General features: G+C 67.0%; 25 protein-coding genes. All 25 read right to left on the reverse strand.

The genetic code is table 11. The annotated features are described in order from the left end of the window. Positions 1 to 326 precede the first annotated feature (326 nt). The 25 genes from ACFU5V_RS24980 to ACFU5V_RS25100 all read right to left on the reverse strand — a co-directional run bounded on the left by ACFU5V_RS24980 (position 327) and on the right by ACFU5V_RS25100 (position 25,591). On the reverse strand, positions 327 to 1,733 hold the full coding sequence (locus ACFU5V_RS24980; protein WP_378433880.1) for a DUF2252 domain-containing protein: 1,407 nt from the start codon (positions 1,731 to 1,733) through the stop codon (positions 327 to 329). A 334-nt stretch (positions 1,734 to 2,067) separates the two neighbouring features. Beyond that, positions 2,068 to 2,910, reverse strand: coding sequence for a mycofactocin-coupled SDR family oxidoreductase (locus ACFU5V_RS24985; RefSeq protein WP_378702780.1), 843 nt, complete (start codon positions 2,908 to 2,910; stop codon positions 2,068 to 2,070). 54 nt (positions 2,911 to 2,964) lie between these two features. Continuing rightward, the gene (locus ACFU5V_RS24990) at positions 2,965 to 3,300 is read right to left on the reverse strand and encodes a putative quinol monooxygenase (RefSeq protein ID WP_378702781.1); all 336 of its coding nucleotides are present in this window, start codon (positions 3,298 to 3,300) and stop codon (positions 2,965 to 2,967) included. Positions 3,301 to 3,473: 173 nt separating this feature from the next. Then, positions 3,474 to 4,526, reverse strand: coding sequence for an NAD(P)-dependent alcohol dehydrogenase (locus ACFU5V_RS24995; protein WP_378702782.1), 1,053 nt, complete (start codon positions 4,524 to 4,526; stop codon positions 3,474 to 3,476). 30 nt (positions 4,527 to 4,556) lie between these two features. Continuing rightward, on the reverse strand, positions 4,557 to 6,071 hold the full coding sequence (locus tag ACFU5V_RS25000) for an APC family permease (RefSeq protein ID WP_378702783.1): 1,515 nt from the start codon (positions 6,069 to 6,071) through the stop codon (positions 4,557 to 4,559). Between the two features lie 41 nt (positions 6,072 to 6,112). Further along, a complete protein-coding gene (locus tag ACFU5V_RS25005; protein WP_378702784.1) occupies positions 6,113 to 7,297 on the reverse strand; it encodes an NAD(P)/FAD-dependent oxidoreductase in 1,185 nt (394 codons plus the stop codon). Next, entirely contained in the window at positions 7,297 to 7,497 is a 201-nt protein-coding gene (locus ACFU5V_RS25010) for a ferredoxin (protein ID WP_378702785.1), read from the reverse strand. The genes ACFU5V_RS25005 and ACFU5V_RS25010 overlap by 1 nt, the downstream gene beginning before the upstream one ends. A gap of 31 nt (positions 7,498 to 7,528) precedes the next feature. Continuing rightward, positions 7,529 to 8,629 (reverse strand): aromatic ring-hydroxylating dioxygenase subunit alpha, encoded by a 1,101-nt coding sequence (locus tag ACFU5V_RS25015; RefSeq protein ID WP_378702786.1) that lies wholly within the window; start codon positions 8,627 to 8,629, stop codon positions 7,529 to 7,531. A gap of 830 nt (positions 8,630 to 9,459) precedes the next feature. Next, positions 9,460 to 9,957 (reverse strand): Lrp/AsnC family transcriptional regulator, encoded by a 498-nt coding sequence (locus ACFU5V_RS25020; protein WP_378702787.1) that lies wholly within the window; start codon positions 9,955 to 9,957, stop codon positions 9,460 to 9,462. 137 nt (positions 9,958 to 10,094) lie between these two features. After that, complete coding sequence (locus ACFU5V_RS25025) at positions 10,095 to 10,922, reverse strand: inositol monophosphatase family protein (protein ID WP_378702788.1); 828 nt, start codon at positions 10,920 to 10,922, stop codon at positions 10,095 to 10,097. Positions 10,923 to 11,044: 122 nt separating this feature from the next. Next, positions 11,045 to 12,205 (reverse strand): PhnE/PtxC family ABC transporter permease, encoded by a 1,161-nt coding sequence (locus tag ACFU5V_RS25030; RefSeq protein ID WP_378702789.1) that lies wholly within the window; start codon positions 12,203 to 12,205, stop codon positions 11,045 to 11,047. After that, the gene (locus tag ACFU5V_RS25035; RefSeq protein WP_378702790.1) at positions 12,106 to 12,774 is read right to left on the reverse strand and encodes a PhnE/PtxC family ABC transporter permease; all 669 of its coding nucleotides are present in this window, start codon (positions 12,772 to 12,774) and stop codon (positions 12,106 to 12,108) included. The genes ACFU5V_RS25030 and ACFU5V_RS25035 overlap by 100 nt, the downstream gene beginning before the upstream one ends. A gap of 5 nt (positions 12,775 to 12,779) precedes the next feature. Continuing rightward, complete coding sequence (phnC, locus tag ACFU5V_RS25040; protein ID WP_378702791.1) at positions 12,780 to 13,601, reverse strand: phosphonate ABC transporter ATP-binding protein; 822 nt, start codon at positions 13,599 to 13,601, stop codon at positions 12,780 to 12,782. A 42-nt stretch (positions 13,602 to 13,643) separates the two neighbouring features. Next, positions 13,644 to 14,588 carry a phosphate/phosphite/phosphonate ABC transporter substrate-binding protein gene (locus ACFU5V_RS25045; RefSeq protein ID WP_378702792.1) on the reverse strand — a complete coding sequence of 315 codons (945 nt, stop codon included), beginning with the start codon at positions 14,586 to 14,588 and terminating at the stop codon, positions 13,644 to 13,646. Between the two features lie 165 nt (positions 14,589 to 14,753). Beyond that, positions 14,754 to 15,989: an alpha-D-ribose 1-methylphosphonate 5-triphosphate diphosphatase gene (locus ACFU5V_RS25050; protein ID WP_378702793.1), complete on the reverse strand. Its 1,236-nt coding sequence runs from the start codon at positions 15,987 to 15,989 to the stop codon at positions 14,754 to 14,756. Then, complete coding sequence (locus ACFU5V_RS25055) at positions 15,986 to 16,723, reverse strand: phosphonate C-P lyase system protein PhnL (protein WP_378702794.1); 738 nt, start codon at positions 16,721 to 16,723, stop codon at positions 15,986 to 15,988. Before ACFU5V_RS25055 ends, ACFU5V_RS25050 begins: the two co-directional genes overlap by 4 nt. A 31-nt stretch (positions 16,724 to 16,754) precedes the next feature. Further along, entirely contained in the window at positions 16,755 to 17,795 is a 1,041-nt protein-coding gene (locus ACFU5V_RS25060) for an ATP-binding cassette domain-containing protein (protein ID WP_378702795.1), read from the reverse strand. Positions 17,796 to 17,831: 36 nt separating this feature from the next. After that, the gene (locus tag ACFU5V_RS25065; RefSeq protein WP_378702796.1) at positions 17,832 to 18,605 is read right to left on the reverse strand and encodes an alpha-D-ribose 1-methylphosphonate 5-phosphate C-P-lyase PhnJ; all 774 of its coding nucleotides are present in this window, start codon (positions 18,603 to 18,605) and stop codon (positions 17,832 to 17,834) included. Beyond that, positions 18,605 to 19,720: a carbon-phosphorus lyase complex subunit PhnI gene (locus ACFU5V_RS25070; RefSeq protein WP_378702797.1), complete on the reverse strand. Its 1,116-nt coding sequence runs from the start codon at positions 19,718 to 19,720 to the stop codon at positions 18,605 to 18,607. The genes ACFU5V_RS25065 and ACFU5V_RS25070 overlap by 1 nt, the downstream gene beginning before the upstream one ends. A 1-nt stretch (position 19,721) precedes the next feature. Next, the gene (gene phnH, locus ACFU5V_RS25075) at positions 19,722 to 20,309 is read right to left on the reverse strand and encodes a phosphonate C-P lyase system protein PhnH (RefSeq protein WP_378702798.1); all 588 of its coding nucleotides are present in this window, start codon (positions 20,307 to 20,309) and stop codon (positions 19,722 to 19,724) included. A 3-nt stretch (positions 20,310 to 20,312) separates the two neighbouring features. Continuing rightward, positions 20,313 to 20,750, reverse strand: coding sequence for a phosphonate C-P lyase system protein PhnG (locus ACFU5V_RS25080; RefSeq protein ID WP_378702799.1), 438 nt, complete (start codon positions 20,748 to 20,750; stop codon positions 20,313 to 20,315). Continuing rightward, positions 20,747 to 21,520: a GntR family transcriptional regulator gene (locus ACFU5V_RS25085; RefSeq protein WP_378702800.1), complete on the reverse strand. Its 774-nt coding sequence runs from the start codon at positions 21,518 to 21,520 to the stop codon at positions 20,747 to 20,749. Before ACFU5V_RS25085 ends, ACFU5V_RS25080 begins: the two co-directional genes overlap by 4 nt. A gap of 240 nt (positions 21,521 to 21,760) precedes the next feature. Next, on the reverse strand, positions 21,761 to 23,254 hold the full coding sequence (locus ACFU5V_RS25090) for an alanine/glycine:cation symporter family protein (RefSeq protein ID WP_378433879.1): 1,494 nt from the start codon (positions 23,252 to 23,254) through the stop codon (positions 21,761 to 21,763). Between the two features lie 3 nt (positions 23,255 to 23,257). Continuing rightward, entirely contained in the window at positions 23,258 to 24,151 is an 894-nt protein-coding gene (dapA, locus tag ACFU5V_RS25095; RefSeq protein ID WP_378433878.1) for a 4-hydroxy-tetrahydrodipicolinate synthase, read from the reverse strand. Positions 24,152 to 24,196: 45 nt separating this feature from the next. Further along, positions 24,197 to 25,591, reverse strand: coding sequence for a protoporphyrinogen/coproporphyrinogen oxidase (locus ACFU5V_RS25100; RefSeq protein WP_378433877.1), 1,395 nt, complete (start codon positions 25,589 to 25,591; stop codon positions 24,197 to 24,199). Positions 25,592 to 26,871 lie beyond the last annotated feature (1,280 nt).

Genomic DNA, 26,871 nt, shown 5'->3' on the forward strand with positions numbered 1-26,871 from the left:
ACCCAGACTTCCCTGACACGTAGCCTCCGCCCCTTCTAGATGATGCCGACGCTGAGGAAGTGTCGCGGCGACCGATCACGAACCGTCAGACTGTGGCACCTCGACCCCGCCTCGCCCGTGTCGGTGTAGAACCGACACCAAATGGCAAGGCGGGGTCCCGTATACCGCCAGATCGGCACGCGTGGCCTCGACCGACTGCCGAGCAGCGCGCTCATCTCACCGCACCGGCATTTTCCGGACTACCGTGGCGGGCGGTTGGTCAGACCCGCAAGGGGCCGATCGTCTCGGTGGGGGTCGGGTTTCTGGCGGGCGCGGGGCACACCGATTCAATTCGGCGGCTCACACGGCACCTTCCCCCGCTTCACCGCGTCGACCAAAGTCGCGTGGTCGCGTTCGGTCTGATCCGCGTAGGCGTGCGCGAACCGACTCAGCGCGACGTCGAGCGTGTCCGACTTTCCGACGTAGCCGGCGATCATCGACGCACCACTGGTCCGCGCGTGGCCCTTCGCGAGCAGACGCCCGCAGATGCCGGCGTAGTCGGTCAGAGCAGCCGCGCTGAGGTTGTCGATCGGGACCGCCCCCTTCATGTTCCGGAACTGCCGCACGTAATACTGGCGGCCCTCCACCGTGGTCCAGCCGAGCAACGGATCGCTGACCGTCTGCAGGGCCTGCTGGTACTCGACCACGCGCCGCCCCTGATGGTCGTGCCAGGCGGACTCGCCGTGCACGAAGCGCGCCACGACGGATCGACGCGCCTGCTTGAGCTGCAGGAACACCACGTCGTCGGCACTGCTCCCTTCGCACAGCACGACGTAGGCACGCAGTCCGACGCTGCCCACGCCGACCACTTTGTGCGCGACGTCGACGACGGTGTAGCCACTGAGCAGTCGTGCCCAGTGACTGGGGAGCGTGGTGAGGTATTCGTCGAGCCCGGCGGCGAGATGCTCGGCCTCCGCCTCGGACACCCGGGTGATCAGCGGCGGCTCCTCCACGATGCGCCGGCCCTTTTCGTCCTGCTCGGTGAATCGGGGCAGCGCCCGGTCACTGACACGGCGCCGGGCCCGCTCCGCGGCGCGGGTGATCTCATGGCGCAGCGACTCGTCCGACGCCGTCGCGTGCAGCCGGTCGAGGTCGAGTCGCTCGAACGAGCGCGCCAGCAATGGTTGATCCGCGAGCCAGCGCACATGCTCGCGATAGGTGGCGACGCAGGACTGCACTGCACTCTCGCATTGCCCCTCGGTCGCCGAGTTCTGCCGGCCCGCCACCCAGATGCTCGCGGTCAAGCGGCGCAGGTCCCATTCCCAACCGCCGGGATGCGCCTCGTCGAAGTCGTTCAGGTCCAGCACCAGGTCGCGCTCCGGCGAGGCGTAGAACCCGAAGTTGCCCAGATGCGCGTCCCCGCAGATCACCGGCCGGATTCCGGTCGCCGGCAGCCCGGCGAGATCCTGGGCCATCACGATTGCGGTGCCGCGCAGAAAGCCATACGGCGAGGCCGCCATCCGCCCCACCCTGACCGGTATCAGGGATTCCACCCGACCCCGGTGCGACACACCGATCTGATCCACCACATCGGGGCGATCGTCCGGTGCGCGCCACTCGCCGAGAGCGGACCGCGGTGTCTGCTTGCGCAGGCGTTTGCCGAGCGAATACCGCTCCGCTCTCGGCGTGGCGCGGCGGCGCAACGACGCGAACGACTGCCCGTCGATGGTCGGCAACACGATGTGCGCGTCCACGGTTACCGCGCGCCGACGTCGAGGATGGGCCGACCGCCACGGCGTGCTGCCTGTCCGGGTTGGTTACGTTGCGCATCAGACAACTCGATCACCGTCTCTTCGCTGTCAGCAGTAAGGATGCGTGCAGCATATCGACGCGTACCTGGCACTCACCGCCCACGGTCGCGTGCTGTTGCGGTTCATGCCGTGTGGTCCGGAAGGTGGCACCACGATCTTCCGGACCACATGGCCCATGAGTCTGCGGCCGGACTTGCCAGCGACGAAGTGCCACGGGTGCCTCCGTCCTCTGACTGCGCGCGGACCATGTGCGCATGTCACACGGGACGTCGGCGTGTCAGATCGCGGCGGACCCTCCGTCGACCGGGAGCGTGACACCGGTGATGTAGCGCGCATCGTCGGAGGACAGGAACACCAGCGCGTTGGAGACGTCGACTGGCTCGACCCACGGCTGTGGCAGCGCGAGCAGTGTGGAGGAGGCCTCCGCGAATTCCTCGAATGTGGGGTTTTCGCGGTCCGGTCGGAAGAGTCGCCAGACGGCGTCGTTTTGGATCATGTCGGTGTTGCAGTTCGTCGGAGCGACGACATTTACCCGGATCGAGTGCGGTGCCAATTCCATGGTGAGGGTGCGCATGAGTCCGATGACACCGTGCTTTGACGCCACGTAGTGGCCGAAACGGGCAAAGCCCTTGACACCGGCGTCGGACGAGGTGATGACGATGGATCCACCTCGGCCGCCGCCGACAAGATGCGGCACGGCAGCTTTGCAGGTATTGAAGACACCGGTGAGGTTGACGTCGATGACATCGCGCCAGTCGTCGACTCCGATGTCGGGAACCTCGTCACCGAACTGGAAGATGCCGGCGTTGGCGGCCACGATGTCCAGTCGGCCCAGTTCGGCGACCGCCGAGGACAGCCCGGCTTCGAGGGCTGTGTAGTCGCGAACATCCGCGGTGTAGGCGATGATGCGCCGTCCATGCTTTTCGACGAGCCTGACGGTCTCGGCGAGATCGTCCTCGGTTGCGGCCGGGTAGAAGTCGGATGTGCGTCCAACGCTTCCGCAGATGTCGACGGCGATGATGTCAGCGCCTTCTTCTGCCAGCCGTTCAGCGTGGCTGCGGCCCTGGCCCCGGGCGGCGCCGGTGACGTAGGCGACCTTGCCGGCTACTCGTCCTGTCATGATTCTCCGATCCAATATGTTGTGATGCAGGTTGATTCGACTCGCGCAGGCGTGTCAGCGCGAGGTTGTCTCGATGGCGAGCTCGGACATGCGCGACCAGTCGGTCCCGGGGATCTCGGTGTGGATGATGTGCGGGGTTTCGGCCAGGCCGGGGCGCATCGCCTCCAACGCCTTCCGGAAGTGTTCGGAGGCGACGTGGGCCTCGCCTGCCCGAGAATCGCGGAACGCTTCGACGAGGATGTATTCGTCGTCATGGTCGACGCTGCGCGACCACTGGTACCAGAGATTGCCTTCCTCTGCGCGGGTGCTGGCCGAGAACTCGCGGGTGGTGGACAGCCAGGTGTTCTTGTAGTCAGGAAGGACCTTGAACTTGACGACGATGAAGATCATTCTTCTGCTCCCCTTTTCGGGCGTGGTGTGATGATGCGCCGCGCCGGCGTGGCGGCGTTGGCCCGTCGATGTGGGCGCGTGGGATTCCGCCGAGGTAGGCGGTTCGGATGAGTGTGTGCCGGCGAGGAATCCGCGTTACCGGTGGCACCTCACCCGCACCCACGCCGCCGGGTTCAGTGAGACGCGGTGATGAACTCGTCGTCGGGGACCAGCACCGCACGGCCGCGGACGGCACCGTGGTGCAGATCGTCGAGCGCCTGCTGGAAGTCGGTGAAACGGTACTTCACCGTGTGCAGGTGCACGCGGCCCTCCGCTGCGAGCACCATCAACTCCACGAGGTCGTTGTAGGTGCCGACGAGGTTGCCGACAAAGTTGATTTCGGTGCTGATGATGTCGATGGTCGGCACTTCCAGCGTGCCGCCGTAGCCGATGACGTAATAGTTTCCGGCGCGGCGGAGCATCGCGACACCGGACGCCAGGGCGGAGCCTTCGCCGACGAAGTCGAGGACTGCTTCGGCACCGGCTCCGCCGGTGAGAGCGAGTACCTGCTGCGCCTCCGTGCCGTCGGCGACCACGGTGATGTCGGCGCCGATGTCCTTGGCGAGTTCGAGGGCGGCGGCGGATTGGTCGACGACGATGATGCGTGCCGAGGCCAGGGCTTTCAGGACCTGGACGCCGATGTGGCCGAGTCCGCCGGCGCCGATCACGACCACGTTGTGCCCAGGGCGCAGGTGTGCGGCGGCCTTGCGTGCGGCGTGGTAGGCGGTCAGTCCCGCGTCGGCGAGGGCCGCGACGTCGGCCGGTTCGAGGGAGGGGTCGAGTTTGACGACGCTGCGCGCCGAGGTGCGCAGGTATTCGGCCATTCCTCCTTCGACGTCGATGCCCGGGAAGTCGGAGGCGGTGCAGTGCACGTCGTCGCCGTTGCGGCAGGCGAGGCACAGGCCGCAGGTGGCGAGTGGGTGCAGGATCACCGAGTCGCCGACGGAGATGTTCGTGACCGCCGAGCCGATTTCGGTGACGGTTCCCGCGTTCTCGTGGCCGATGGTGTAGGGCAGGGCGACGCCGCTCTTGTCCTGCCACTGGCCCTCGATGATGTGCAGGTCGGTGCGGCACACTCCGGCGCCGCGAACCTTGACGATCACGTCGAGCGGGTTCTTGATTACCGGCTCAGGGACGTCGTCGAGGGACGGTTTCCGGTCGTACTCGTGGACGCGGATTGCTTTCATGATCTGTCCTTATCGGATTGGAGATTTCGGTCAAATACGTTCGGGATCAACGACATCAGATGTCGCGGTGGTCAGCCCCCGATTTGCTGGTGGGGGCGGTTGGTCTTTGACACGCCACTCGATGCGTTGCCGGTCCTGGAATCGTTGGCGGTAGTACCAGAGCACGCAGGCGAAGAGCAGGATTCCGATGCCGGCGACGGTCTCGGTGAGGCCGCCGTATCCGGTCAGGCTGGGATTGGAGATGCCGATGACGATGGCGAAGACGTTGATCGCGAAGAGCGTGCAGGCGATGGGAATCCAGTGTCGGCCGAGTCGAATCGGTCGGGGAAGGTGTGGTTGGTCTCGGCGGAGAAGGACGAAGGCACCGACGGCGAGGGTGACTGCGGTGAGATAGCCGAGGTTGCTGGCCAGGAGGATGGCAATCGGCTCACCGAGCACGACCAGCACGGTGACGTTGATCAGCATGTCGGTGGTCAGTGCCCGGCCGGGGACTCCGTATCTGTTGAGCACCCCGAGCTGCCTGACGGTGCCGCCGGTGCGTGAGATGCCGTAGAGGGAGCGTCCGCCGTCCGCCGTCGCGGTCATCATGGCGATGACGAACGCTGCCATGACGGGGAGTTGGCCGAGCCAGGAGCAGTCGCCGAGAATCTGATCGAACGCAAGCCCGATGTAGTTGACGGGGTTCAGCCCGATCGTGGCCTCGCCGAGCGCGCCGACGACGACGTAGGGGACGAGAATGTAGAGCCCGAGGATGAAGGCGGCGGAGCGGCGAAGGGCCCTCGATGTGTCTTTGACCGGATCCTTGTACTCCGCGGTGAAGCTGGCGCACACTTCGGTGCCGTAGGTGGTCCAGGCGGTGATGTAGAACCACACCACGATTTCTTTCCACCCGAACGGCGAGCTGGCACCGGTCCAGCTGAGTCGACTGGCAGCGAAGTCGCCGTGCGTCAGGAAGGGCCCGATGATCAGGACCAGCAGTCCCACCACCAGGAGTGTGCCGGTGATCTTGGCGACGCCGGCGGCGATCTTCACGCCGAAGTAGTTCAGTGCCCAGGCGGTGAAGATTGCCCCGATCGCGATCAGATAGGGCAGGCCCAGTTCGTGCCCGATCGGCAGCTGCAGGGCGATGTGCGAGTCGGGGAAGAAGGCCTGTTCGATCAGGGTTCCGAGGACGACGCCTTCGACGGACAGGGAGAGCGACCATCCCATCCAGTACCCGAATGCGGCGATGGCGCCCAGTGGTGCGAAGTGTCGTTTCCATCCTTCGTATGCGTAGACCGAGATGCCGCCGGATCGGTTGGGGAACATGGCCGCCATCTCGGCGAACAGGTTGTTCTGGAGCAATGCCAGCGCGCAGGCGACGCCCCAGATGGCGATGGCAGTCCAACCGCCGATCGCGCCGACCGTGTAGCCGAGGGTGAGAAACAGACCGATGGGCATATTGAGTGCGAAGACAAAGCCGTCGCGCCAGGTGAGGGCCCGCACCATGGACTCGCCGTTGGCGCTGTCGTGTCGGGGTGTTTCAGGGTTTTCCGCTGAACTCATGGAGGTTGTCCTTGGGACTTCTGCGGGTCGACTGAACGCCGTCAGGCGTCAGCCAGGTCCCACTCGGGGATTTCGGAGGTGAGGGTTGCTGCGCCGACCCATTTGCGGGACCGCAGCACCAATCGGAGTTGGTCGACAACGCATGCGCCGATGAGGATTCCGTCGCGGGCATAGAGTGCCGCGAGGTCGTCGGTGCCGGCGGAAAGCAGGCGGACCGTGTCGTGGCCGGTGGTGTCGCCGACGATGCTGATGCGCTTGCCGAACTGATCCGACCACACGAAGGAGGCGGAATCGACGGTACGGTTGCCGTTGTCGACGATATTGTGGGCGACCACCCGCGCCTGCTCGGTTGCCGAGGTCCAGTGCTCGTGGCGATGCGGGTCCCCGGCGCTGTCGCGCCAGACCGATGCGTCACCCGCCGCCCACACCTGGGGGCCCGCGCGTCCGGTGGAGTCGCAGAGGACTCCGGCCGGTCCGACGTCGAGTCCCGAATTCTTCAGCCACTCGGTGTTCGGTATGGCGCCGACGCCGACGATGACGGCATCGCATGCGATCACGGTTCCGTCGTCGAGGACGACGCGTTCGACCCTGGAGCCGCCCTCGATGGCGGAGACGACTCGTCCGCAGATGAGGTCGACGCCATGGCTGCGGGCGAGTTCCCCGAGCGTGGGCGCGACATCCTCGCCGACGTTGCGGGAGAGCGGAATCTTCGCGAGTTCGACGACCGTGACCCGGGTGCCGCGCGTTCGCGCCGCGGAGGCGACCTCGAGTCCGATGAATCCGCCGCCGATGATGACGACGTGTTCCGCGCTGTTGAAGGCGTCACGGATTCGTCCGGCATCGTCGAAGGTCCGGAGCGTGAAGACCCCGGGCGGGGCATCGGAGAATGGGTTCCGAGCGCGTGCGCCGGAGGCGATGACGATGTCATCGAATTGTACGGTCCCGGCATCGGTGGTGAGCAGGCGCACATCGACCTCGAGATGTGTTGCGCTCTCCCCTAATCGAAGGTCGATAGAATTGTCGTCGAACCAGGTGCGGGCGTGATAGGCGAGTGTGTCGATTCCTGTGTTATCGGTGAGCACACCCTTCGACAACGGTGGCCGGTCGTAGGGCAGGTGCGGTTCGTCGCCGATAAGGGTGATTGCGCCGTCGAAGCCGTTGTTCCGCAGTCCTTTCACGACTCGAACACCGGCTAACGCTGCGCCGACAACGGCTACGGTGCGCATCAGTCTTCCTCCGTCATCGACAGCGCCGCAGCGGGGCATGAGCGTACGGCTTCCTCGACCTCGGCCACGTCGCGGTCCGCGATTCGGGTCTGCAGTAGGTCGACCTTGCCGTTGTCCGAGAGGTCGAAGACATCGGGGGACGCGACGACACAGTTGGCATAACCCTGGCATTTGTCCAGGTCAACGGAGATTTTCACCATCGTCCAGTCCTTCGTGCAGTGGGGAGGGCCCTCACAACGACAACGCGGAGAGCGTCGTCTTCATGAATGCCTGCAAGGGGCTTTCGCTGTCGAGCATCAGGCGTCCGGTCGGAACGCGCCCGGAGCGGTATCCGATCTGCTGGATGTCGGTCGCACGCTTGTCCTCGATCAGGGTCTGGTCCCACATTTCGAGCCATTCCTTGACCACGACCGGATCCGCACCCGGCTTTGCGTACATGTCGACGAACGCCCAGCACTTTTCCGGTCCAACGGGCTGCACGCTTCCGATGAATCCGACGTAGTCGTCGAGCGCGAAGAAGGACGAGGGGAACGTGAACGCGAATCGGAAGCCGCGAAGTCCGGCGGGGTCGACATTGCCGGGTAGCCACTTGATCGGCCCGTCGTGCCAGATCGTGTTGTCCCCGGATCTGACAGCGTAGTCGTCGGGGTTGGTGTGGTACGTCTTCCCGAAGCTCGACTGGTGCAGGGTCGGGCAGTGGTAGCATTCAACTGCGTTCTCGGCCCACACCTTCCAGTTGCAGGTCATGTCGTATTCGTAGCGGACCTGGAACTCGTACTCTCGGAGTTCGGCGTTGATGTCATCGGTGAATCCGCGCATGTCTGCCGTCACGGTCGCCAACGAAGGGGCTGCTGGATCGGGATTGACGAAGACCCACTGATCCCACCGTTCGACGGCCACCGGTTCGAGCGAAATGGTCGAGCAGTCGAAGTTGGCCTCACGCTGCGAGCGGGGGGCGGTCTTGAGTTTTCCGTCGAGGCCGTAGGTCCAGCCGTGATACGGGCACTGCAACAGCGGTTTGCTTCCATTCTCCTCCGCGATCGAGTGCAGGCGATGCCGACATACATTCACGAAACCCCGTAGCTCTCCGTCTTTTCCGTGCGTGACGATGATGGGTGTGGATCCGGCCTTGGTGACCGCGTAATCACCCGGCTTGGCAACCGCGGACTCGTGGCATGCGTACTGCCAGGACTTGGCGAAGATCTTCTCCTGTTCGAGCGCGTATATCTCCGGCGCGTGATAGAACTCCGCCGGCAGCGTCGCCCCCTCGTCGAGGCCGGCGAGGATCTCCTTTTCCGTCGGCAGTGCGTACCGCTCCCGCACGTCGGCCATCTGCAGCATTGGATCCCGTTCCCTTCAACTGACTCGAATCCTCATGTAACCCCGATCACACGAGCTTGCGTAAAAGCATGAGCTATCAATTACGCAAAGTCAATACTATGACGATACTTACTACGCAAACTGCAATTCTGTTGAGTCTCGCCGGCGGTCCACCCAGCGAGACGGAGGCCGCCGACAGCAGGCCAGGCATCGAAGCGCATTCCTCATCGGTGATGCACCACCCGTACCGCAGCGAGCGCGGCCAGCCGGTCGGTGCGCCACGTCGAGTGGATGCAGTGACAGCGAAAAGAGTTGGTAATCAATGTAAGTGGCGTGTTCGGAGATCCCGAGGTCGGCTCGGCGGCCTCGGTCCGACGCAGCCGACGCTTCCTCCACGGGACCGCTCGGACCATCAGCCTGCGCGCAGTACCGCAATGACTCGAACGCACCGCAGTACAGTGGAATCCTCTGCGGCAGATAGCGTTCCCAGGTGGGTCAGGTTTCGAGGCCTGCGTCGCGGTGAGGGTGTGCCGGCCGCGGGATCACCTTGACGTTTGTGTCGACGTCACACCTGACCGACCATTCCGCGGCGACGGTGACCGCGGACGCATCGACCGAGTTGGTCGTGGCGTTCGGCGCGTTACGGAATGGCATCATCGAGCTACCCGGTGACGATGCGGCGTGCAGAGTGGCGCGGACCATTATCGGACGATGCCGACCAGTGGCTGCGAATTCCCTCCGAAGGCCTTCGAGTCGCGACCATCAAAGGCCGGAGGCGTCACTTCACAAGCTCAGATTCCGAGGTTCTGCGTCGGGACCGTATGCGAAGGGTCCACGGTGGGTCAGGCGGGCGAGTATTCGTAGGACACCTTGTGCATCTTCAGCTCCATGAAGGTCTCGTATTCCCGGACGCCGCCGATGTCGGGGAGACGTTGGTGGAGTAGTTCGTGCAGGTGGTCGTTGTCACGGCACACGAGCTGGACGTAGATGTCGGCGCGGCCGATGCAGGAGGACACGTAGGTGGCCTCCTGCCAGCCTGTGAGCGCCTCGACCACATGATCCTGCCGGCCGGGTTCGACCCGGAGCAGCAGAAACGCCAACACCCGGTACCCCAGCCGGAACGGATCGGCGATCGCGACCACATTCAGCACACCCGAGTCCTGCAGCCGCCCCAGCCTGATCCGGATCGTGCCCTCGGAGACACCGAGCTCCCGTGCGATTTGCCGGTACGGCACCCGGCCATCCTCCTGCAGCATCCGCAGAATCCCGCGGTCGACATCGTCGAGTCCTTCCGACCCTTGCAGCACGGGCGAGGACTCCTGATTACCGGTGACCGTCATTTTGCGCACCTCATGAGTGTATTCGCTACGCATACCGGAGTGGGTGATCCACACCCAACTTCCCGAGCTCCCACACAGATGAAGCAGTATCGGTCGATCAACGCTGGCGTTGCGCAATCATGATTGGTGCGGGGCAATCAAGCGCGCGAGTGCGGCACCCCGCCAGCCGGGAGATCTGCTATGAGGGTTCGGAGCTCCTCGCCGAGTTCGGGGGTGGCCGCGACGATCCCGCTCCAGCGGCGGGTGAGGTCGGTGTCGAACTCGACGGGCCGGCCGAAGGCATCGAGGACGATGCCACCGGACGCGCCGACGAGGACAACAGCCGCGGCGATGTCCATGAGACGGTGCGTGTCGCTTCCGGCGTCGACGAACGCATCGACGGCTCCCGTGGCCACCAGGACGGCGTCGAGGGTGCTGCAGCTGAGGATCCGGATGCGGGTCGCCTTCTGCGCGACGCGGGTCCACGCGTCCCAGTTGCGCTGGTGCGGGCGCAGCATTGACACGGCGGCATCCGCGACGGACCGGCAGCCGCTGGTGAGGTAGGGCGAGCCGGTCCGCGACGCCCACCAGCGCTCGTCCGTGTGCAGCCAGCTGGTCATGGCCTCGGTGAACTCACCGTCCACGACGACGGCCGCACTGAAGCAGGCCAGCGGCACGCCGGCGGCGGCGTTGGCCGAGCCGTCGACCGGGTCGACCACCAGGGTGACGGCCGAGCCGACGTCGACCCAGCCCCGCTCCTCGGACAGCACGTTGACCCCGGCCGCGGTGGCGGCATCGATGATGGCGTCCTCGACGACGACGTCCACGAACATGGTCGGGGTGCCGTCCGCCCCCTGCTTCGCGATGGATCGCAGCTTCTCGCGGGAGTAGGTGGTCAATGCATGGCGGTAGGCGTCCACGGCGGCGTCGGCCGCCGCCATCAGCCCTGAATGTGCCTCGGTCCGAATCGTATTGGTCGGGTTCATCAGGAGATTCCTCCACACAGGTAGTTGATGATCAGTCACAAGGATTCGCTCATCCGGAGTCCGGCCCCTGCCACCGAAACGGCCGCGGCGCACTCGACAGTCAGACGGATCAGATTTCATCGTTAGGACATCGCACGGCGCATCCACATCGCGATGCCCTCGACGGCCATCACGACGGCGAAGACCATGAGGACGATGGTGGTGACGACGTCGAACTGCAGGACCCGGGCGGCGTTCATCAGGTAGAAGCCGATGCCGCCTGCCCCGACGACGCCGAGGAGTGTGGCGGCGCGGATGTTCACGTCGAGTTGGTAGAACAGGTGCGCGACGAGGGCGGGCGCCGCCTGCCGGAGTGTGGCGGCGGTGAACACCTGGGAGCGGCTGGCGCCGCCTGCCGCCACCGCCTGCTGCACGGACACATCCGTTTCCTCGAGGGAGTCGGCGATCAGCTTGCCGAGCAACCCGACCGCACCGACGGACAGGGCGAGCGCACCCGCGGTGGCACCGAGTCCGGTGACGACGATGAAGATGATCGCGAAGATGAGGTCGGGGATGCCGCGCACTACCACGATGGCGATGCGGGAGAACTTCGCGACACCCGGAGTGGGAGCCACGTTGCGGGCGGCCAGGATTCCGATCGGCACGGCCAGGATCAGACCCAGAAGCGTTGCCGCGAGTGCGATCTGCACCGTGACGAGAAGCTGGGCGAACAGCTCGTCCCAGATTCCGCCGGTGCCGGGCGGGAAGAACAGATCGAGCGTGCGGGGCAGCGACGCGATGCCGTCGGCCATCCGCGACAGGTCGATGTCGGAAGCCCACGTGGCGGCGGCAAGTGCCAGGACGGTCGCGCCGAGATAGAGGGTGCGCCGGATCCGCTCGCCCGTCCAGGGTGGGCTGATCCGGTAGTCGCCACCGGGAGTGCGCTGGGCGGCGGGTTTGTCGGACGTCGCGTCACCGTTCTCCACCCAGCCGCCGCGGGCGGACAGCACCCGCTCGCACAGTCCGCGACGCTTCGGCGCCCGGTCACCGAGCAGGGAGCGCCGGACGGCGCCGGAGACGAGTTCGATCACGACGCAGAGCGCGACGACGAACAGCGCCAGAGCCATTCCGCGTTGGTAGTTCATCGTCTTCATCGCCAGCGACAGTTCCATGCCGATGCCGCTCACCCCGACGTAGCCGAGGATCACGGATGCGCGCAGGTTGATGTCGAAGCGGTGCAGGGCGGTGGCGACGAAGGCGGGGAGGGCCTGAGGGAAGACGCCGCCGGGGCCACCTGCTGCCACCAGGTGGCCCCGGCGGCGCGGAGGGCGTCGCGCGGTCCGGCGTCGGTGTCCTCGATGGCGTCGGCGTACATCTTGCCGACCATGCCGACGGAGTGGATGCCGAGCGCGAGGATGCCGGCAACCGCGCCGAGCCCGAACAGTCGCAGGAACAGGATGGCGAGCACGATTTCCGGGATCGCCCGGGTGACGACGATGGTCGCACGGGCCGCCCAGCGCAGTGGGGTGGCGGGGGTCGTGTTCCGTGCCGCGGCGAGCGCGATTCCCGCGCTGAGGATCACGCTCAGGGCGGTGGCGCAGGTGACGATAGCGAGGGTCTGCCCCGTCATGGTGACGATCTCGGCGAGCGGCGGGAAGTCGAGGGGGAAGATGCGGGACACGAAATCGGCTGCGTTGCCGAGACTGTCGGCGAACGTGGCGACGTTGATCTTCAGCGAGGCCACGGACCACAGCGACGCGAGCAGCCATGCGGCGAGCACGGCCGTGACACCGATCGAGGTGAGCGAGGGCCGGGGAACGGTGCGCGCCTCGGGTTCTCGTTCCTTCGGGCGCGGGGGCAGGAGGGCGGTCACAGCGGTCAGACGAGTTGCGGCGAGGTCGGCGAGGCGACGCTCGAGTAGATGGACATCGTTTCGTTCCGATCGATGGCGGACACGGGCTTGTCGAGGACCACCCTGCCGCCGCGCAGCCCGACCAGGCGGTGGCCCCACGACAGCGCCAGCTCCACCTGGTGCAGGCTGCAGAGCACGGTGAGGTCGTCCTCGGCGGCGATGCGGGAGATCAGCGCCATCACCTGGGCGGACGACTCGGGGTCGAGCGACGCGACCGGCTCGTCGGCGAGCAGGATGCGGGGACGCTGCACCAGGGCCCGCGCCACCGCGACGCGCTGCTGCTGCCCGCCGGACAGTGTGTCGGCGCGCTGGAACGGCCTGTCCGCCAATCCCACTCGGTCGAGTTGTTCCATCGCGGCGCGGCGCACCGATCTGGGGTAGCTGAACAGCCCGAACCGGGGACCGCGCAGCGCACCGAGGGCCCCGGTACACACGTTCTCGAGCACGGACATGCTGCCGACGAGGTGGAACTGCTGGAACACGAAGCCGACGTGGCGTCGCAGTTCGCGGAGTTCACGCCCCCGGGCGGCGCCCACGTCCGTGCCGAGCACCGTCACCGACCCCGTGCTGGGCAGATGCAGACCGTCCAGCAGACGCAGCAGTGTCGACTTGCCCGACCCCGACAGCCCGAGCAGCGCGACGACCTCACCGGGATACACCTGCAGCGACACGTCGTCGAGCGCCCGGATCTGCGGACCGAAGTCCTTGGTGACCCGGTCGAGGGTGATGGTCGGTGTCAGGATGCGGTCGATCGATTCGCCGAGCGCGGAGTGATCGGGGTCGGACATGGGGGTCTCCCTACTGTGTCGGGTTCGGTTGCGGCCGGGCGGTCAGCCCTGGCACGCCGCGGCCTTCGTGATGTCGCAGACCTTGCGGACGCCGTCGTAGAAGGCGTCGTCGACGGCGACGTAGCCGTATTCGACTCCTTCCGGCAGCGCGCAGCCGCTCTCGTCGGTGCAGAATCCCGCCTCGACGAGGGCGGGCCGGTTGAGCTTGGTGCGGAAGGTGTCGGTGAGCTTGTTCTGCAGTTCGGGGGACAGTTCGGTGCTGATCGCGATGGGGCTGGCGGCGATGGTCTCCGACTTCCACAGCACGTCGACGTCACCGGGTTTGATCTGCCCCTTGTCGACGAGGACCTTGTCGACGATGGTGTCGTAGGCGAAGCCGGCGTCGCACTGACCACTGACGACGGCGAGAACCGAGGCGTCGTGGCCGCCGGCGAAGACGGGGGTGATGTCCTTCTGCGGGTCGATGCCGGCCTCGAGGAGTCCGGCCGACGGGTACAGGTACCCGGAGGTGGAGGAGGGGTCGACGAAGCACACCGTCTTGCCGCGGAAGTCGGCGAGGCTCTTGATGGTCGAACCTGCCTTCGTGATCGCGTACGACTTGTAGCCCGGCTCGGCGTCGGCCGTGTCGACGGGCACGGCGATCGGTGTGGTCGCGACACCCGCGTCCTTCGCGGTGACATACGAGAACGGTCCGTACCCGGCGATCTGCACCTTGCCTGCCCGCTGTCCCTCGATGACGGCGGCGTAGTCGGTCGCGTTCTGGAATTCGACCGGGATGCCGGTTTCCTTCTCGATCACCTCCCCCACCAGCTTGTACTGCTGCTGCAGGCTCTCGGAATCCTCCGACGGGATGGACGCCAGCACGAGCGTGTCCGGATTCCCGGACGCCGAGTTGTCGGCGGCACTCGATCCGCACGCGGACAGGGTGAGGACGGCGGCCGCGCCCACCGCGGCAGCGGTGAACGATCGGCGCATGAAGCTACCCATGAAAGTTGTCTCCTTCGGGTGCCCTGAGTGGGGCATGGCAGGCGCGCATCGAGATCCTGCGCGTTCGGGTCGAGGTTCGTCGGCCACGGTGACTTCAATGGCAACCCCGGGTGAACCGCCGCGAAACGGCGATGGGCGAGACCAGCGGGTTGTCGCTGCGCACACCTACTGCGCGCGCAGCACGGACCGGACTACCGGGCATCGGTGTTCGAGACCGACCAGCACCAGGTCGGCGCGCTGCCCGGGTTCGATCGCTCCGCGGTCGGAGAGCCCGACCGCCGTGGCCGGACCGCTGGTGACCAGCGACACCGCGGCGTGCAGCGGCATCGTGTCGTCGGCGGCGAGTGTGAACGCCGCCCCGAGCAGCGACGACGGCAGGTAATCCGACGCGAGCGCGGTCACCAGCCCCAGCCGGGCCAGTTCCACCGCCGACACGTTGCCGGAGTGCGAGCCGCCGCGCAGGACGTTCGGTCCGCCCATCACCACGGACATGCCGCGGTCGCGGGCCTCTCGGGCCGCTTCCTCCGTCGTCGGGAATTCGGCGACGTTGCCGCCGCGGCGCGCCAGATCCGCGATTTCGACGGCGGACTCGGGGTCGTGCCCGAAGATCCGGACCGAGCCGGTCGCGCCGCGACCGGCGAGCCAGTCCATCGCCTCCTCACGCACCGCGATGTTGCCCTCCCGTTCACGCAGCACCTCGTCCACCCGCAGCCGGGCCTCCTCCAAGGAGATGCCGCGGATCCCGGCCATGTACTGCTCGTAGAACGTGCGGTCGGCGTACTGCCCGATGCCCGGGGTGTGATCCTCGTGCGAGATCACGGCGGGTAGGTCCGCGCCGACCTGTTCAGTCACGACCAGGTGGTCGAAGTGGTTGCGGAGCGCGGCCAGACCGGCGGCGGACCGGACGTCGAGCCGGTGCAGCACGCGGTGGTCGACGAGCCGGCCGTCGGTGTCGCGTTCGTTCCACGCGGCGATCGCCTCGCACATCTCCATCGCCGCGTGCACACTGCGCTGGTTCTTGGCGGCTTCGCGGTCGGAGAACGACGCCCCGTGGAACACGGTGGTCACACCGGCCGCCCGCAGCTTGCCCTCGAACGACATCATCGAGAACATCCACGGCAGTTCCGCTCCCGGCCGCGGGAGGCGTTCCCGTTCGAGGCCGTCCGAGTGGACGTCGACGAGGCCCGGAAGGCAGAACAATCCGCCGCCGTCGACGTCGATCCGGGTGCCGGGTGCTGGTTCGCCGACCTCCACGATCCGGCCGTCGCGTACCACGATCCGGGCGTCGTCGAGGATGCCGCCGGGCAGCACGGCGCGCACGTGCCCGAGCACGTAGTCGCGGGGGGACTGCTGCAGCGACCAGGTGGTGGACTGCTCGAGGGTCGGTGCCGTCTCGCTCATGCCGCCGCTCCCAGCACGTCGAGCGCACTGCCCTGCTGCGCGATCCGGCCCTCGCTGAACCGGATCACCCGCGACGCCAGTCTGCGCATCGCGTCGAGGTCGTGGAAGACGGCGAGCACGGCCACCCCCTGCGTGGACAGCGACGCGATCAGCTCCAGCGCCCGTTCGCGGTTGGCCGGGTCGAGCGCCGACACCGGCTCGTCGAGCAACAGTAGTCGCGGCGGATTGACGGTTCCCGCAGCGATGTTCACGCGCTGGCGTTCACCACCGGACAGGACGCTGCAATCGACGTCCCACAGCGCCTCGTCGAGGGCCAGTCGCCGCAGCGAGTCGGCGGCGACGTCGCGGGCGTCGGACCGGCTCATCCCACGCCGTCGGCCGGCGGCCGCGACCACGTCCATCGGGCCGGTGCGTGGCGGCGCCGACAGGAACTGGGAGACGTACCCCAGTTCGCGTCCGCGCAGCCGGGCCATCTCGCGGTCGGGCAGCGACGTCAATTCGACGGAGCCGTCGTCGGTGCGCAGGGTGACGGTGCCGCCGTCGGGCAGGTAGCTGCGGTGCACGCAACGCAGCAGACTGGACTTGCCGGCACCGCTGGGCCCGGCGAGGGCGACGTGTTCGCCCTCCGCGACGTCGAGGTCGACGCCGTGCAGCGACGTCACCGTGCGGCCGTCGATGGTGTGCAGTGTGAACGTCTTCCGCAGTGCGCGGACCGACAGTATCGGAGAAATCATGGTTGGTTACCTCGGTCTTCGATGGTCGGTGTCACCGACGGGCGGCCGCGACGAGCCGCTGCGTGTAGGGGTGGTGCGGGTCTTGGAACAGCTGGTCGGTGAGCCCGGACTCGACGACCCGGCCGACGTTCATCACCAGGCAGCGGTCGGTGAGGGCCTCGATGACGGCGAAGTCGTGGCTGACGACCACGGCGGCGGTGTCCCGCTCGGCGAGGAGCTTGCGGAGCAGGTCCAGCACACCCGCGGCGACGGACGCGTCGAGTCCGGTGGTGGGCTCGTCGAGCAGCAAGACCCGGGGGTCGGTGGCGAGGGCCTTCGCGATCTGCACCCGCTGCCGCATGCCGCCCGAGAACGTGTGGACGGGGTCGTCCATCCGGTCGAGCGGTACCTCCACCTTCTCCAGCAGGTACGCGGCGCGGTCCCGGATCTGGTGGTAGTTCCGCCACCCCGCCGCGGTGAGCCGTTCGGCGATGTTGCCGCCGGCGGACACCTTCATCGTCAGACCGTCCGCCGGGTTCTGGTGCACGAGACCGACGGTGTCGACGCGCAGCGCCCGGCGGTCGGCCGCGTCGAGTCCGAACACGTCGGTCTCGCCGTGTCCGACCGTGGTGAGGAACATCGAACCGGCGGTGGCCGTTTCCTCGCCGACGAGACAGCGCAGCACGGTCGACTTGCCGGAGCCCGACTCACCGATCAGACCGAGGGCCTCCCCCGGTGCGACGTCGAAACCGACGTCCCAGGCGGCGACGACGGCGCCGGTGCGGGGGCTGATCGCGGTTCCGGTGTCGGGTCCGGTTCCGGGCACCGCGTCGGCGCCGCCCGGGCCGTGGACCTTGCCGACACCGCGGACCGCGAGCGTCCAGCCGTCGGCGTGGGCCGGGACCGGCCGGGCCTCCAGCTCGGTCGGATCACGACGGCCCGCGACCGCGGCAGCCCGCACCCGACGGGACGGGTCGGGCACGAAACGCAACGGAGACCGGACCGCATGGGTGCCTGCATCGACGTCACCGTCGAGTGTCCTAGTGCACCATTCGATGTCGCTGCAGGCCGTCCGGCCGCCGGGCGCCTCCACCAGGAACGTGTCGGACGAACCGCAGCGCGCGCACCGCTAGCTGGTGTCGCCCTCGACCTCGAACGGGACGTCGTCGAACGAGAGCGGCTCGACCCGCGTGTACGGCGGGACCGCGAAGATGCGCTTCTCCCGGCCGGCGCCGAACAGCGTCAGGCTCGCGGCGTTGTTCAGGCGCGGCACGTCCCAGCGCGGGATCGGGGTGGTGACCATGACGTAGCGGCCGTTCACCAGCACCGGGTAGCCGGTGGTCTTGGTGATGACGCCGTTGCGGACGAGGTCTTCGTACAGGCTGACCCAGATCATCGAATAGTCGGCCTCGGCGTGCATCCGGGCGCATTCACTCACCGACTTCTGCACGCCCCGCAGGGGTTCCGCGACGGGAACCTGTAACACCAGAACCTGTGCGTCGTTCAGCGGCTCCTCGGGGATGCGGTGCCGGCTCTGGACGACGGTGCAGTCGCGGGTGTCCTGGGTCTGCGCGCAGTGCTCGCTGTCGACGATGAGGCGACGCAGGTTGGTGGCGTTGACGCCGTCGTCGTCGCCCTGGTCGATGACCTTGACGGTGTCGTCGCCGCCGAGCAGGCCCAGCGTGATCTGCAGTCCGCCGGAACCCCAGCCGCGGGCCACCGGCATTTCGCGGGATCCGAACGGCACCTGGTAACCGGGCACGCAGACGGCGGCGAGGGTGGCGCGGCGGATCTCCCGCTTGGACCCCTCGTCGAGGATCCCGCGGGGAAAGGATTCGGCGTCGAGCGACGCGAAAATGCTTGCGGTGGTATGTATTTCGGTGACGGTGTCGGTGACGGTCATCAGCAGGTCCTTCCGATCGGATCGGCGGTGCGCTCGGCCACCGACTCCACACCGCGCACGGCGCGCTTGCGGTCGATCATCGAGCGGAACGTGACGTAGTGCGGCAGCTTGAGGTGCTCGAGGAAACCGCACGAGTCGAGGCCGTCGGTGGTGAGCAGCAGCACCTGTTCGAGTCCGTCCGTGTCACCGAACCGCCGGCAGGCGATGTCGAGGTTCGCCATCGCGATGGCCTTGCGTTCGTTGTGCCCGAAGCACAGTCCGTAGCCGACGTCGAATCGGCTGCGGTCCTCGTCCGGGCCGTCCAGGTCCTCGATCGCCTCACACTCCGAGGCGCGGATGTGTCCGAGCAGCACCGGCTTTCCGGTGTGCGGGTGCGTGACCCGCAGCGGGAGCCGGCCGTGCCGCACCTCGCCGAGTGTCACCTCGTGGATGTTGCCCTCGGTGCCGCGGATCGAGCGGTACCAGGTGCCGATCAGGGAGCCGGTCTCGGCGCGGGCCATGCTCGCGAGGATCGCCGAGCGGGGGGCAGGCGGTCGTGCGGGGTGCCGTGAGATGTCGAAGGGTTCGGGTTTCGGTGCCATCGGGTCGGCGGGCCGGTTGTCCACCAGCAGATCCATCTCGCGGAGCATGTCGGAGAATCGTCGCGGATGCCGCTGATCCTGCGCGCGTTCGGTTTCCGCGGACGGACCCTCCGGGACGATCACCGGTTCCGGCTGTGCGTCGCGGTCCAGCATCCGGCCGGTGTAGTCGCTGGTTCGGCCGAGCAACTGGGGGCCGTCGGGTGTGCGGTGCGCGGGGACGATCCGCCGCAGCACCACCATCTCGTCGGGGTCGATCGGCTCGCTCACGGCCAGTCGCGGCAACGTCGACTGGTGGGCCCGCACCAGGTGGGTGGCCTCGATGACGTCGCCCTCCGCCTGCCGCAGCGCGTCGGCGGCCGTGTTCTCGTCGTACAGGCTGCCCTCCCCCATCACCCGGTCGACGGCCAACCGCATGCGGCCGGTGATCTGTTCCGTCGTCAGCCACGGCGCGGGGTCGGTGTTCCGGGCGCCGCGCACCAGCGACTCGGCGGCGAGGATGGCGTCCAGGCCGCCACGTGCTCCCGAATATCCCATGTCAGTTCTCCTTTCCGGAGACCACGGTGGTGCGGGGGATCCCGACGAGTGATCCGTCCGGACCGACCAGCAGTAGGTCGACGCCGGACGGGAAATCCGCGACGAGGCGGCGCCGGACCTCCCACAGCGCGGGGTCGAAACCGGTCGGCGCGAACGCCGTCTCGGCAACCATTCCCGGACCGGTGAGGCGGACGGGCGTGCCGCCGTCGATCGCGTCGACCGCGCAGACGACGGTCGCCGCCGACTCCGGGCTCAGCGCCGTACCGATCGTCACGGAACCGAATTCGGTCACCGTCGGCGGTCGCAGCGCGGTGACGTACTTCGCCGTCTCCAGCGAGGCCGCGGGTGCACCGGTGGCGACGGCCAGCACGGACGTCCAGTCCTGCCGCTGCTCGAGGACGTGCGTGCCCGTCTCCAGGTCGGCCAGCGCAAGGACGGGCAGCAGGGCCGGCGGGAAGTTGGTGCGGGGCAACGCGTGGACGGTTCCCGGTCGCGCGAACGCCTCCAGGATGGCCCGGTAGACGCGCTGCGCCCGGTGGGGGTTCAGGCCGGCGCCGAGCGCCGAACCGATCGCGATGGTGTCGCTCATTTCTCAGGTCAACTCCTCGAATTGGACGATCGTGGGGGCCAGCCGTGCCCATTCGTCACGGTCGGCGAGCAGGCGGTGGTCCTCGACCCGGGCGCACAGCTCGAGGACACGGTCGGCGTGCGGACGGTCGGCCTGGACCTCGGCGTCGCAGATCGCGGCGGCGAGGGTAGCGGCCCGGTCGTCGCCCATGCGCATCGCCCAGCCCCGCACCCCGGCGAGACTCACCTCGGCACGGCAGGCGAGGACGTCGCCGAGGAAGAAGTGCTCGAACGCAATGGGTTCGCGCACCTGCGCCGCAACGGAGCCGATCTCCGGCGCGGTGAGAACCGCGAGTTCGGCGCCGTCGGACAGGCAGGCGTCGGCGAGCTCGACGAGATCACCCGCCGACGCCGCGGCCAGCAGCTCGGCGACGCGTTCGCGACTGTAGACGTGGGAAATCATGGGGTCGAGACCTCTTTCGTATCGTTCTCGATGTCAATGGGAAGTGGTCGGGGTTCGTCCGGAGAGCCGATCTCCATGACGACGCGGACGGCGTCGCCGCGCATCCACGCCTTGCTGTAGGTGAGGGGTGTGCCGGTGTCGGCGTCGCGGTTGACGCTCTCCACCACCCAGACCGGGACCGCGGACACCAGCTGCAGCTTCTCCTGCACGTCGGCCGGCGGAATGTCCGAGGCGGTGCGGCACCAGGACCGCACCGAACGGACGTGGCCCATCTGACGGAGCACCTCGTCGAGGGATTCCTCCACCCGCATGCCCTCGGCGAGGTCCGGGACGGCGTCATGGGAGATCCATTCGAAGCCGAGGCCCGCGACGACGTCGTTGATGTAACTGAGCCGGACCATGTGGTGCGCCGGAGTACCGTGCGGCACCTCCAGCCGGTCGGCGCAATCGGTGGGCAGTGGTGCGAGCGACCGTTCGAGGATCACCGACCGCGGTACCGCCCCGGCCTCCCGGACGGTGCGGTGCCACGACGGCCGGCGGTCGCGGGAGATGACATAGTCGATCCGCTCGGCGACGAACGTCCCCGCACCCTGGACGCGCCGCACCCGCAGTCGCCGCTCCAGCTCCTGCACCGCGCCCCGCGCAGCCGCCCGGCCGACCCCGAAACGCTTCATCAGCTCGTGTTCGCTGTCGAGTTTGGTGCCCGGCGCCAGGCGCTCGATCTCGCATTCCAGTTGGTCCGCGATGGTGCGGTACCGATGCTCCGTCATGGCGACCACTGTCACGGGCGGAGTTGTACGGACAACCGCCCTGCAGGTAACCGGGAAGGAAACGCCGCTGAACGGGTGGACAAGTTGTCGGGCTGTTCGCGCCCGTCGAATGCCGACGCAGAACTCGCACCGATCTACGTTCCGCCCGCGCGAGGGTGCCGGTCACCAATTGCCGCGCACAGCGAAAAGGACCGTGCACCGCGTCGTATCGACGCAGTGCACGGTCCTTGAACGAACTGCTCAGTCTTTGCGATCCGCCGTGGCGGCTGTGACAGTGCTCTCCTCCCAGAAGTCGGCTCCTTCGATGCCGAGCGACTTCGGGTCGAAGGTCGGGTCGAGCCCGTGCTTCTTCTGCTGCTCGAAGTCACGGTAGACCTTGTAGACCAGCGGGAAGAGCAGTACCAGGCAGGCGAGGTTGATCCACGCAATCATTCCGAGCCCGATATCGCCGATGGCCCAGACGATTCCGGCGTTCACCACGGAACCCACGAAGACGATGGTGAGTGTGCCGATCTTGAGGATCAGCTTGGGCACCGGTCCCTTTCGCCCGTTCAGCAGGAACAGGAGGTTCGAGTTCGCCACGTAGTAGTACAGCAGCAGGCAGGTGAAGCCGAACAGGAACACGGCGACGGCGATGAAGCCCGCACCCCATCCCGGCGCCAAGGTGTCGATGGACTTCTGAACCCAGTTCGGCCCTGCCTCGACGCCGGGAAGATTCTCGACGAGATGTCCGCCGGAGCCGTCCGAGACGTTGTACTGGCCGGACACCACCATCATCAAACCCGTTGCCATGCAGATCAGCAGGACGTCGATGTAGATACTGAACGTCTGGACGAGGCCCTGCTTGCCGGGATGCGAGGTCCGCGCCGCCGCGGCCGCGAAGGTGGCCTCACCGATGCCGTTCGCCGACGCGAAGACCGCCCGGCGTACACCCCACGCGACTGCGGCGCCCGCGATACCGCCGAGAACGGGATCGAGACCGAATGCCGAGTTCACGATGAGCTTGATTGCGTCGGGGACGCTTTCGAGGTTCGCGAAGATCACGGCCAGTGCGAGCACGAGGTACCCGATTGCAAGAGTCGGGACGAGAGTCTGGGTGACTTTGACGATCCGCGTCGTGCCGCCGAAGATCACCAAGGCGATCAGTGCGGTGACGAAGACCGCGGGCACCCAGCTCGGCAACCCGAACGCCAGTTGAGCACTGGAAGCAATGGTGCTGACCTGGAACCCGGGGAACATGAAGCCGTAGCCGACCAGCCCGAGAAACGCGATGAGCGCCGCGACCTTCGGAAGCTTCAGGCCGTACTTGATGTAGTACGGCATGCCGCCGATGTCTTCGCCGGCCTTCTTCCGGTCCTCGTCCTCCACCTGCCGTTTGAACACCTGCGCAAGGGTTGCCTCGGCATACCCGACGGTGCAGCCGACGAGTCCCGTCACGGCCATCCACAGCAGTGCGCCCGGTCCACCACCGCCGACCGCGGTTGCGACGCCCGCGATGCTTCCGACACCGACGCGGCTCCCGAGAGCGAGCACGAGCGCCTGGAAGGAGGACAGGCCTCCCTCCCCCTCGCTGTGCTCCCTCAGCTGGCGGATCATGTCGGGAATGCGCCGGAACTGAATGCCTTTCATGGCGATGGTGTATGCCAGCCCCAGGCCCAGGACGACATAGGCCATCGGTCCCCAGATTCCGTCTGCCAGAGTCGTGAGCAACTCGGCCCAGTCGATTTCCGGCACGATTTACCCGTTCCGGTCAGCGAGCTTCTTCAGAGCCCGTCCGATTCGCTCGACCTGCTCGGCGGGGAGCTCGGCCGTGGGGCGACGGGGAGCTCCGACCGGCTCGCCCTGCAGGGCAAGGCCTGCCTTGACGGCGGAGATGAACGGAACGGAGATCATCGAATCGATCACCGGGTACAGGTCGCGCCACTTGGCGAGCGCGCCGTGCAGGTCGCCGTCGGCGATGAGCCGGTTGACTGCGACGATCTCGTCAGGAACGACATTCGCGGCACCCGCCATGACTCCGGCAGCACCCTCGACCAGAGCGCTGTAGATGTACGAGTCCCAGCCGATGAACGTGCCGATCACGTCACTGTGGTGGTGGATCAGCTGCAGTGCCTGTTCCCAGTTCGCGCTCGAGTCCTTGATGTAGCGGATGTTGTCGACCTCTTCGGCCAGCGAGCGAACGGTACCGGGGTCCAGGTTCACACCGGTGACCGCGGGGATGTTGTACAGCATGATCGGCAGTTCCACCGACGAGGCGACATCCTTGATGTAGGTCACCGTCTCTTCGGTCGACAGCGGCTCGTAGAACGGGGTGATCAGCATGAGCACGTCAGCGCCCGACTTCTCGGCCGCGCGGGACAGCCGGATGGCTTCGGCAGTGGTCGTGGCACCGGTCTGAGCGATGACGGGTACCCGGCCGTCGGCGTGCTCGATGACCGTGTCGACGAGCCGCAGGCGCTCGTCCGACGACAGCGCCCCGACCTCACCGGTCGATCCCGCGGCGACGACTCCGTCGACGCCCGCCTTGATCGAGCGATCGACGACGACCTTCAGCTTGTCGATGTCGATCTGCTCGTCGGCGTCGAACGGGGTGGTCAGTGCGGTGAGGACACCGCTGAGTTGCTTGGACATGAAAAGTGGCTCCTGGTTCGTTGGCGGGTGTTGGTGTGCGGAGTGTCAGGCGCTGGCGGCCTGTGCGGCCACGGGCCTGCTTGCAAGTGTCTGACGGTGTGTGGCAAGCACACTCGTCACCTCTTGTGCGGCGGAGAACCCGGAGGTGATCGACGTTTCCGTGTAGAGCGTTCCGAGATAGTCGCCGGCCAGGAAGACGCGACCCGCTCCACGAGTCAGCGTGGGCTGCAGCTTCGCGCGGCCCGGGAAGCTGTAGGGCGACGCATTCTTCCATCGCGCGGCCTTGGCCTCGACGACCGTGTCGGAGAATCCGGGCCCGAGGATCTGCTCGAGATCGGCGAGGTGGGTCTGTACGACCTCTTCGTCACTCTTGTCGAGCAGTGCCTGGCCCAGGGCTGCCGGCGAGAACGTCATGAAGCTGCCGCCCGGCTGCCGTACGGACTCGCTGCCGCGCACGATACTGGCCTGGTTCAGCGCAATCGCGAAGGAACGCTTCGGGGCAGCGATGGCGTAGATGTCGTCCCACGGCTGCTTCGTCTTCTCGTCGGTGAGGAATGCCGAGCTGACGTGGGGTCCGTACTTGATCTGCGCGAGCGCTTCACGCAGCTCCTGCGGCAGATCGACACCGACCCGATGGGACACGTCCGCGGTCGTGGCGAGAACGACGGTTCGTGCCTCTACCTCGTGGTCACGGCCGTTCTGGCGGTAGCGGACGACGACCGATTCCTTCTTGTGGACGACCTCTTGCACCACGGCACCCAACTGGACGCGATCGCCCAGCGACGCGGCGAGAGCCTCGGTGAGGGTGGACGGGCCGCCGACGATGCCTCGACTCAGGCCCTGTCCGAATCCGAGCACCAAGCTGAAGTATCCGATGCCTGCACCGGCTGAGATCTGGTCCATGTTTCCGGCCGACCGGGTGACGGTGGTCTTGAACAGGGCGGCCGCATCCTCCGGCAGGTCTCCGACGAAATCGAGGAACGACTCGTCGTTCGCGAAGTCGTAGATTCGCTGCTGTCGCATTGCGCCGGACTCGCCGGCGCGCGTCCGCACCACGCCGGTGTACTTTCCGACGCCCGCAACGATCTTCATTCCGGCACGCATGGTCGCCATCCGTGCCGACAGGGACATCGGGATCCGGAAGGGGTAGGTGGCGATGTGCCCCTTCTTGAGGAACTTCCCGTTCATGGAGAGCGCCTGAAGCGATCCCGGGATGTCGACCGACATGACGCCGGCCTCGTTGAGCAGGGCTTCGGTCGACGATCCGGGGCCGGCGAACACGTGGCCGCCCCAGTTCAGCCAGTACGACCCGCGACGCTCGGAGCGAATACGGCCACCGACGCGCTCGTCGGACTCCAGAACGAGGGTGTCCCAATGACGCAGCCGCCAACCGGCCGAGAGTCCGGCCAGGCCCGCGCCGACAACAACTACATCTCGCACTTCGTATCTCCTTGACTAGCGCCGCGTCTCTCACCGGAGGCATCGGCGAGTTGCTGGCGAATCCTTGTTTCGGGACGCCCGTCCTGGCTTGCGGTAGCGCCGTTGAAAGCCAGGCCGGGTCGAGTCGCACATATCGGGTCTGATGGTGATGCCCGTCATACCCGGACCACCTAAGACTAAAGTGTGATCACAGATCACGCAATCCCGAATCGCGGAAAGTTCGGCGTTTCCGAGGGCTGCGCCGAGCTGACCGTCCGGTCAGGCAGGCGTCGCCGAAGGCATCTGCAGTGGGAGGGCAGTCGCCATGTCGCCAGCTCACGGCGCAGGTGAGGACTCCTGATTGGAGGACACCACCTCAGATGTGGACACAATCGAAAGTGGAGAAACGAGCAGGCCGCCACGGGGATGAGCAACGCGTTCCCGACCAGGTGGTATCGGCTGGGCCTTGGAGCCGCAACCACCTGATGCAGCCAAGCGACCGAGCCGAAGCTGTCAGCCAGAGTGCGGCGATGCGGCCCAGCGGGGGCAACGGGTGATTCCGGGTCCCGAAGGGAATCGATCAGAGCGTTGAGGACGGCTTCGAGATCCTCGACACTGCCAGTTGACCGCACAACCCGCACCCCACCCTGAATACGCGCGATGAACGCGGACGCGCGACGCATCCACCTTCGCCCGGACCTCGCCTGCCGCCTGCATCGCCTCGATCCCCGCCGCGACGTGGGTCCGCCACTGCGCCAGCAATGTTCGGACCAGCTCGGACACCCCCGACGTACCGCCCGCCTTAGCCGGCAACGACCCGAGCGGACGATGCGCTCCCCGAGCGCGATACCGGGTCACCAACGCATCCCGCCACCGCAAACACGCCGCCCACGACGTCAGGGCGCCGAGATGCGGTTGTTGATCGCCCAGAACCCGGCCCGCCTCGTGTAGGCGCCGTCGGCGACGAGCTGGTGCGGCTTTCCGAAGCGGTCGCCGAGCGTAAAACGGCGGGCATGCCGCTGTTGCCTCTGTGCGACCCTGCGGGTTGGAGGTTCATCGCCCCGGGCCACAACAGGGCGCGGACGGGACATCGGTGATCAGGTGCAGATCGAGGCCGCAGAAAGGACCGTTTCCTTGAACTCACTGCTGCGCCGGCCCATTCGGGCATTCACGTCGACCGTGTAGAGCGGCCATCCGCCCCCGTCAGGCGTCCGCAAGCACAGTTCGTAGGATCGCCAACACCCACGTGCACCGCAACCTCGACGACGTTGTCAGCCCGAGTCCGGGCGGGAGATCACAGA

The sequence above is a fragment of the Rhodococcus sp. NPDC057529 genome (assembly GCF_042802055.1).
Classification (GTDB): Bacteria; Actinomycetota; Actinomycetes; order Mycobacteriales; family Mycobacteriaceae; genus Rhodococcus_F.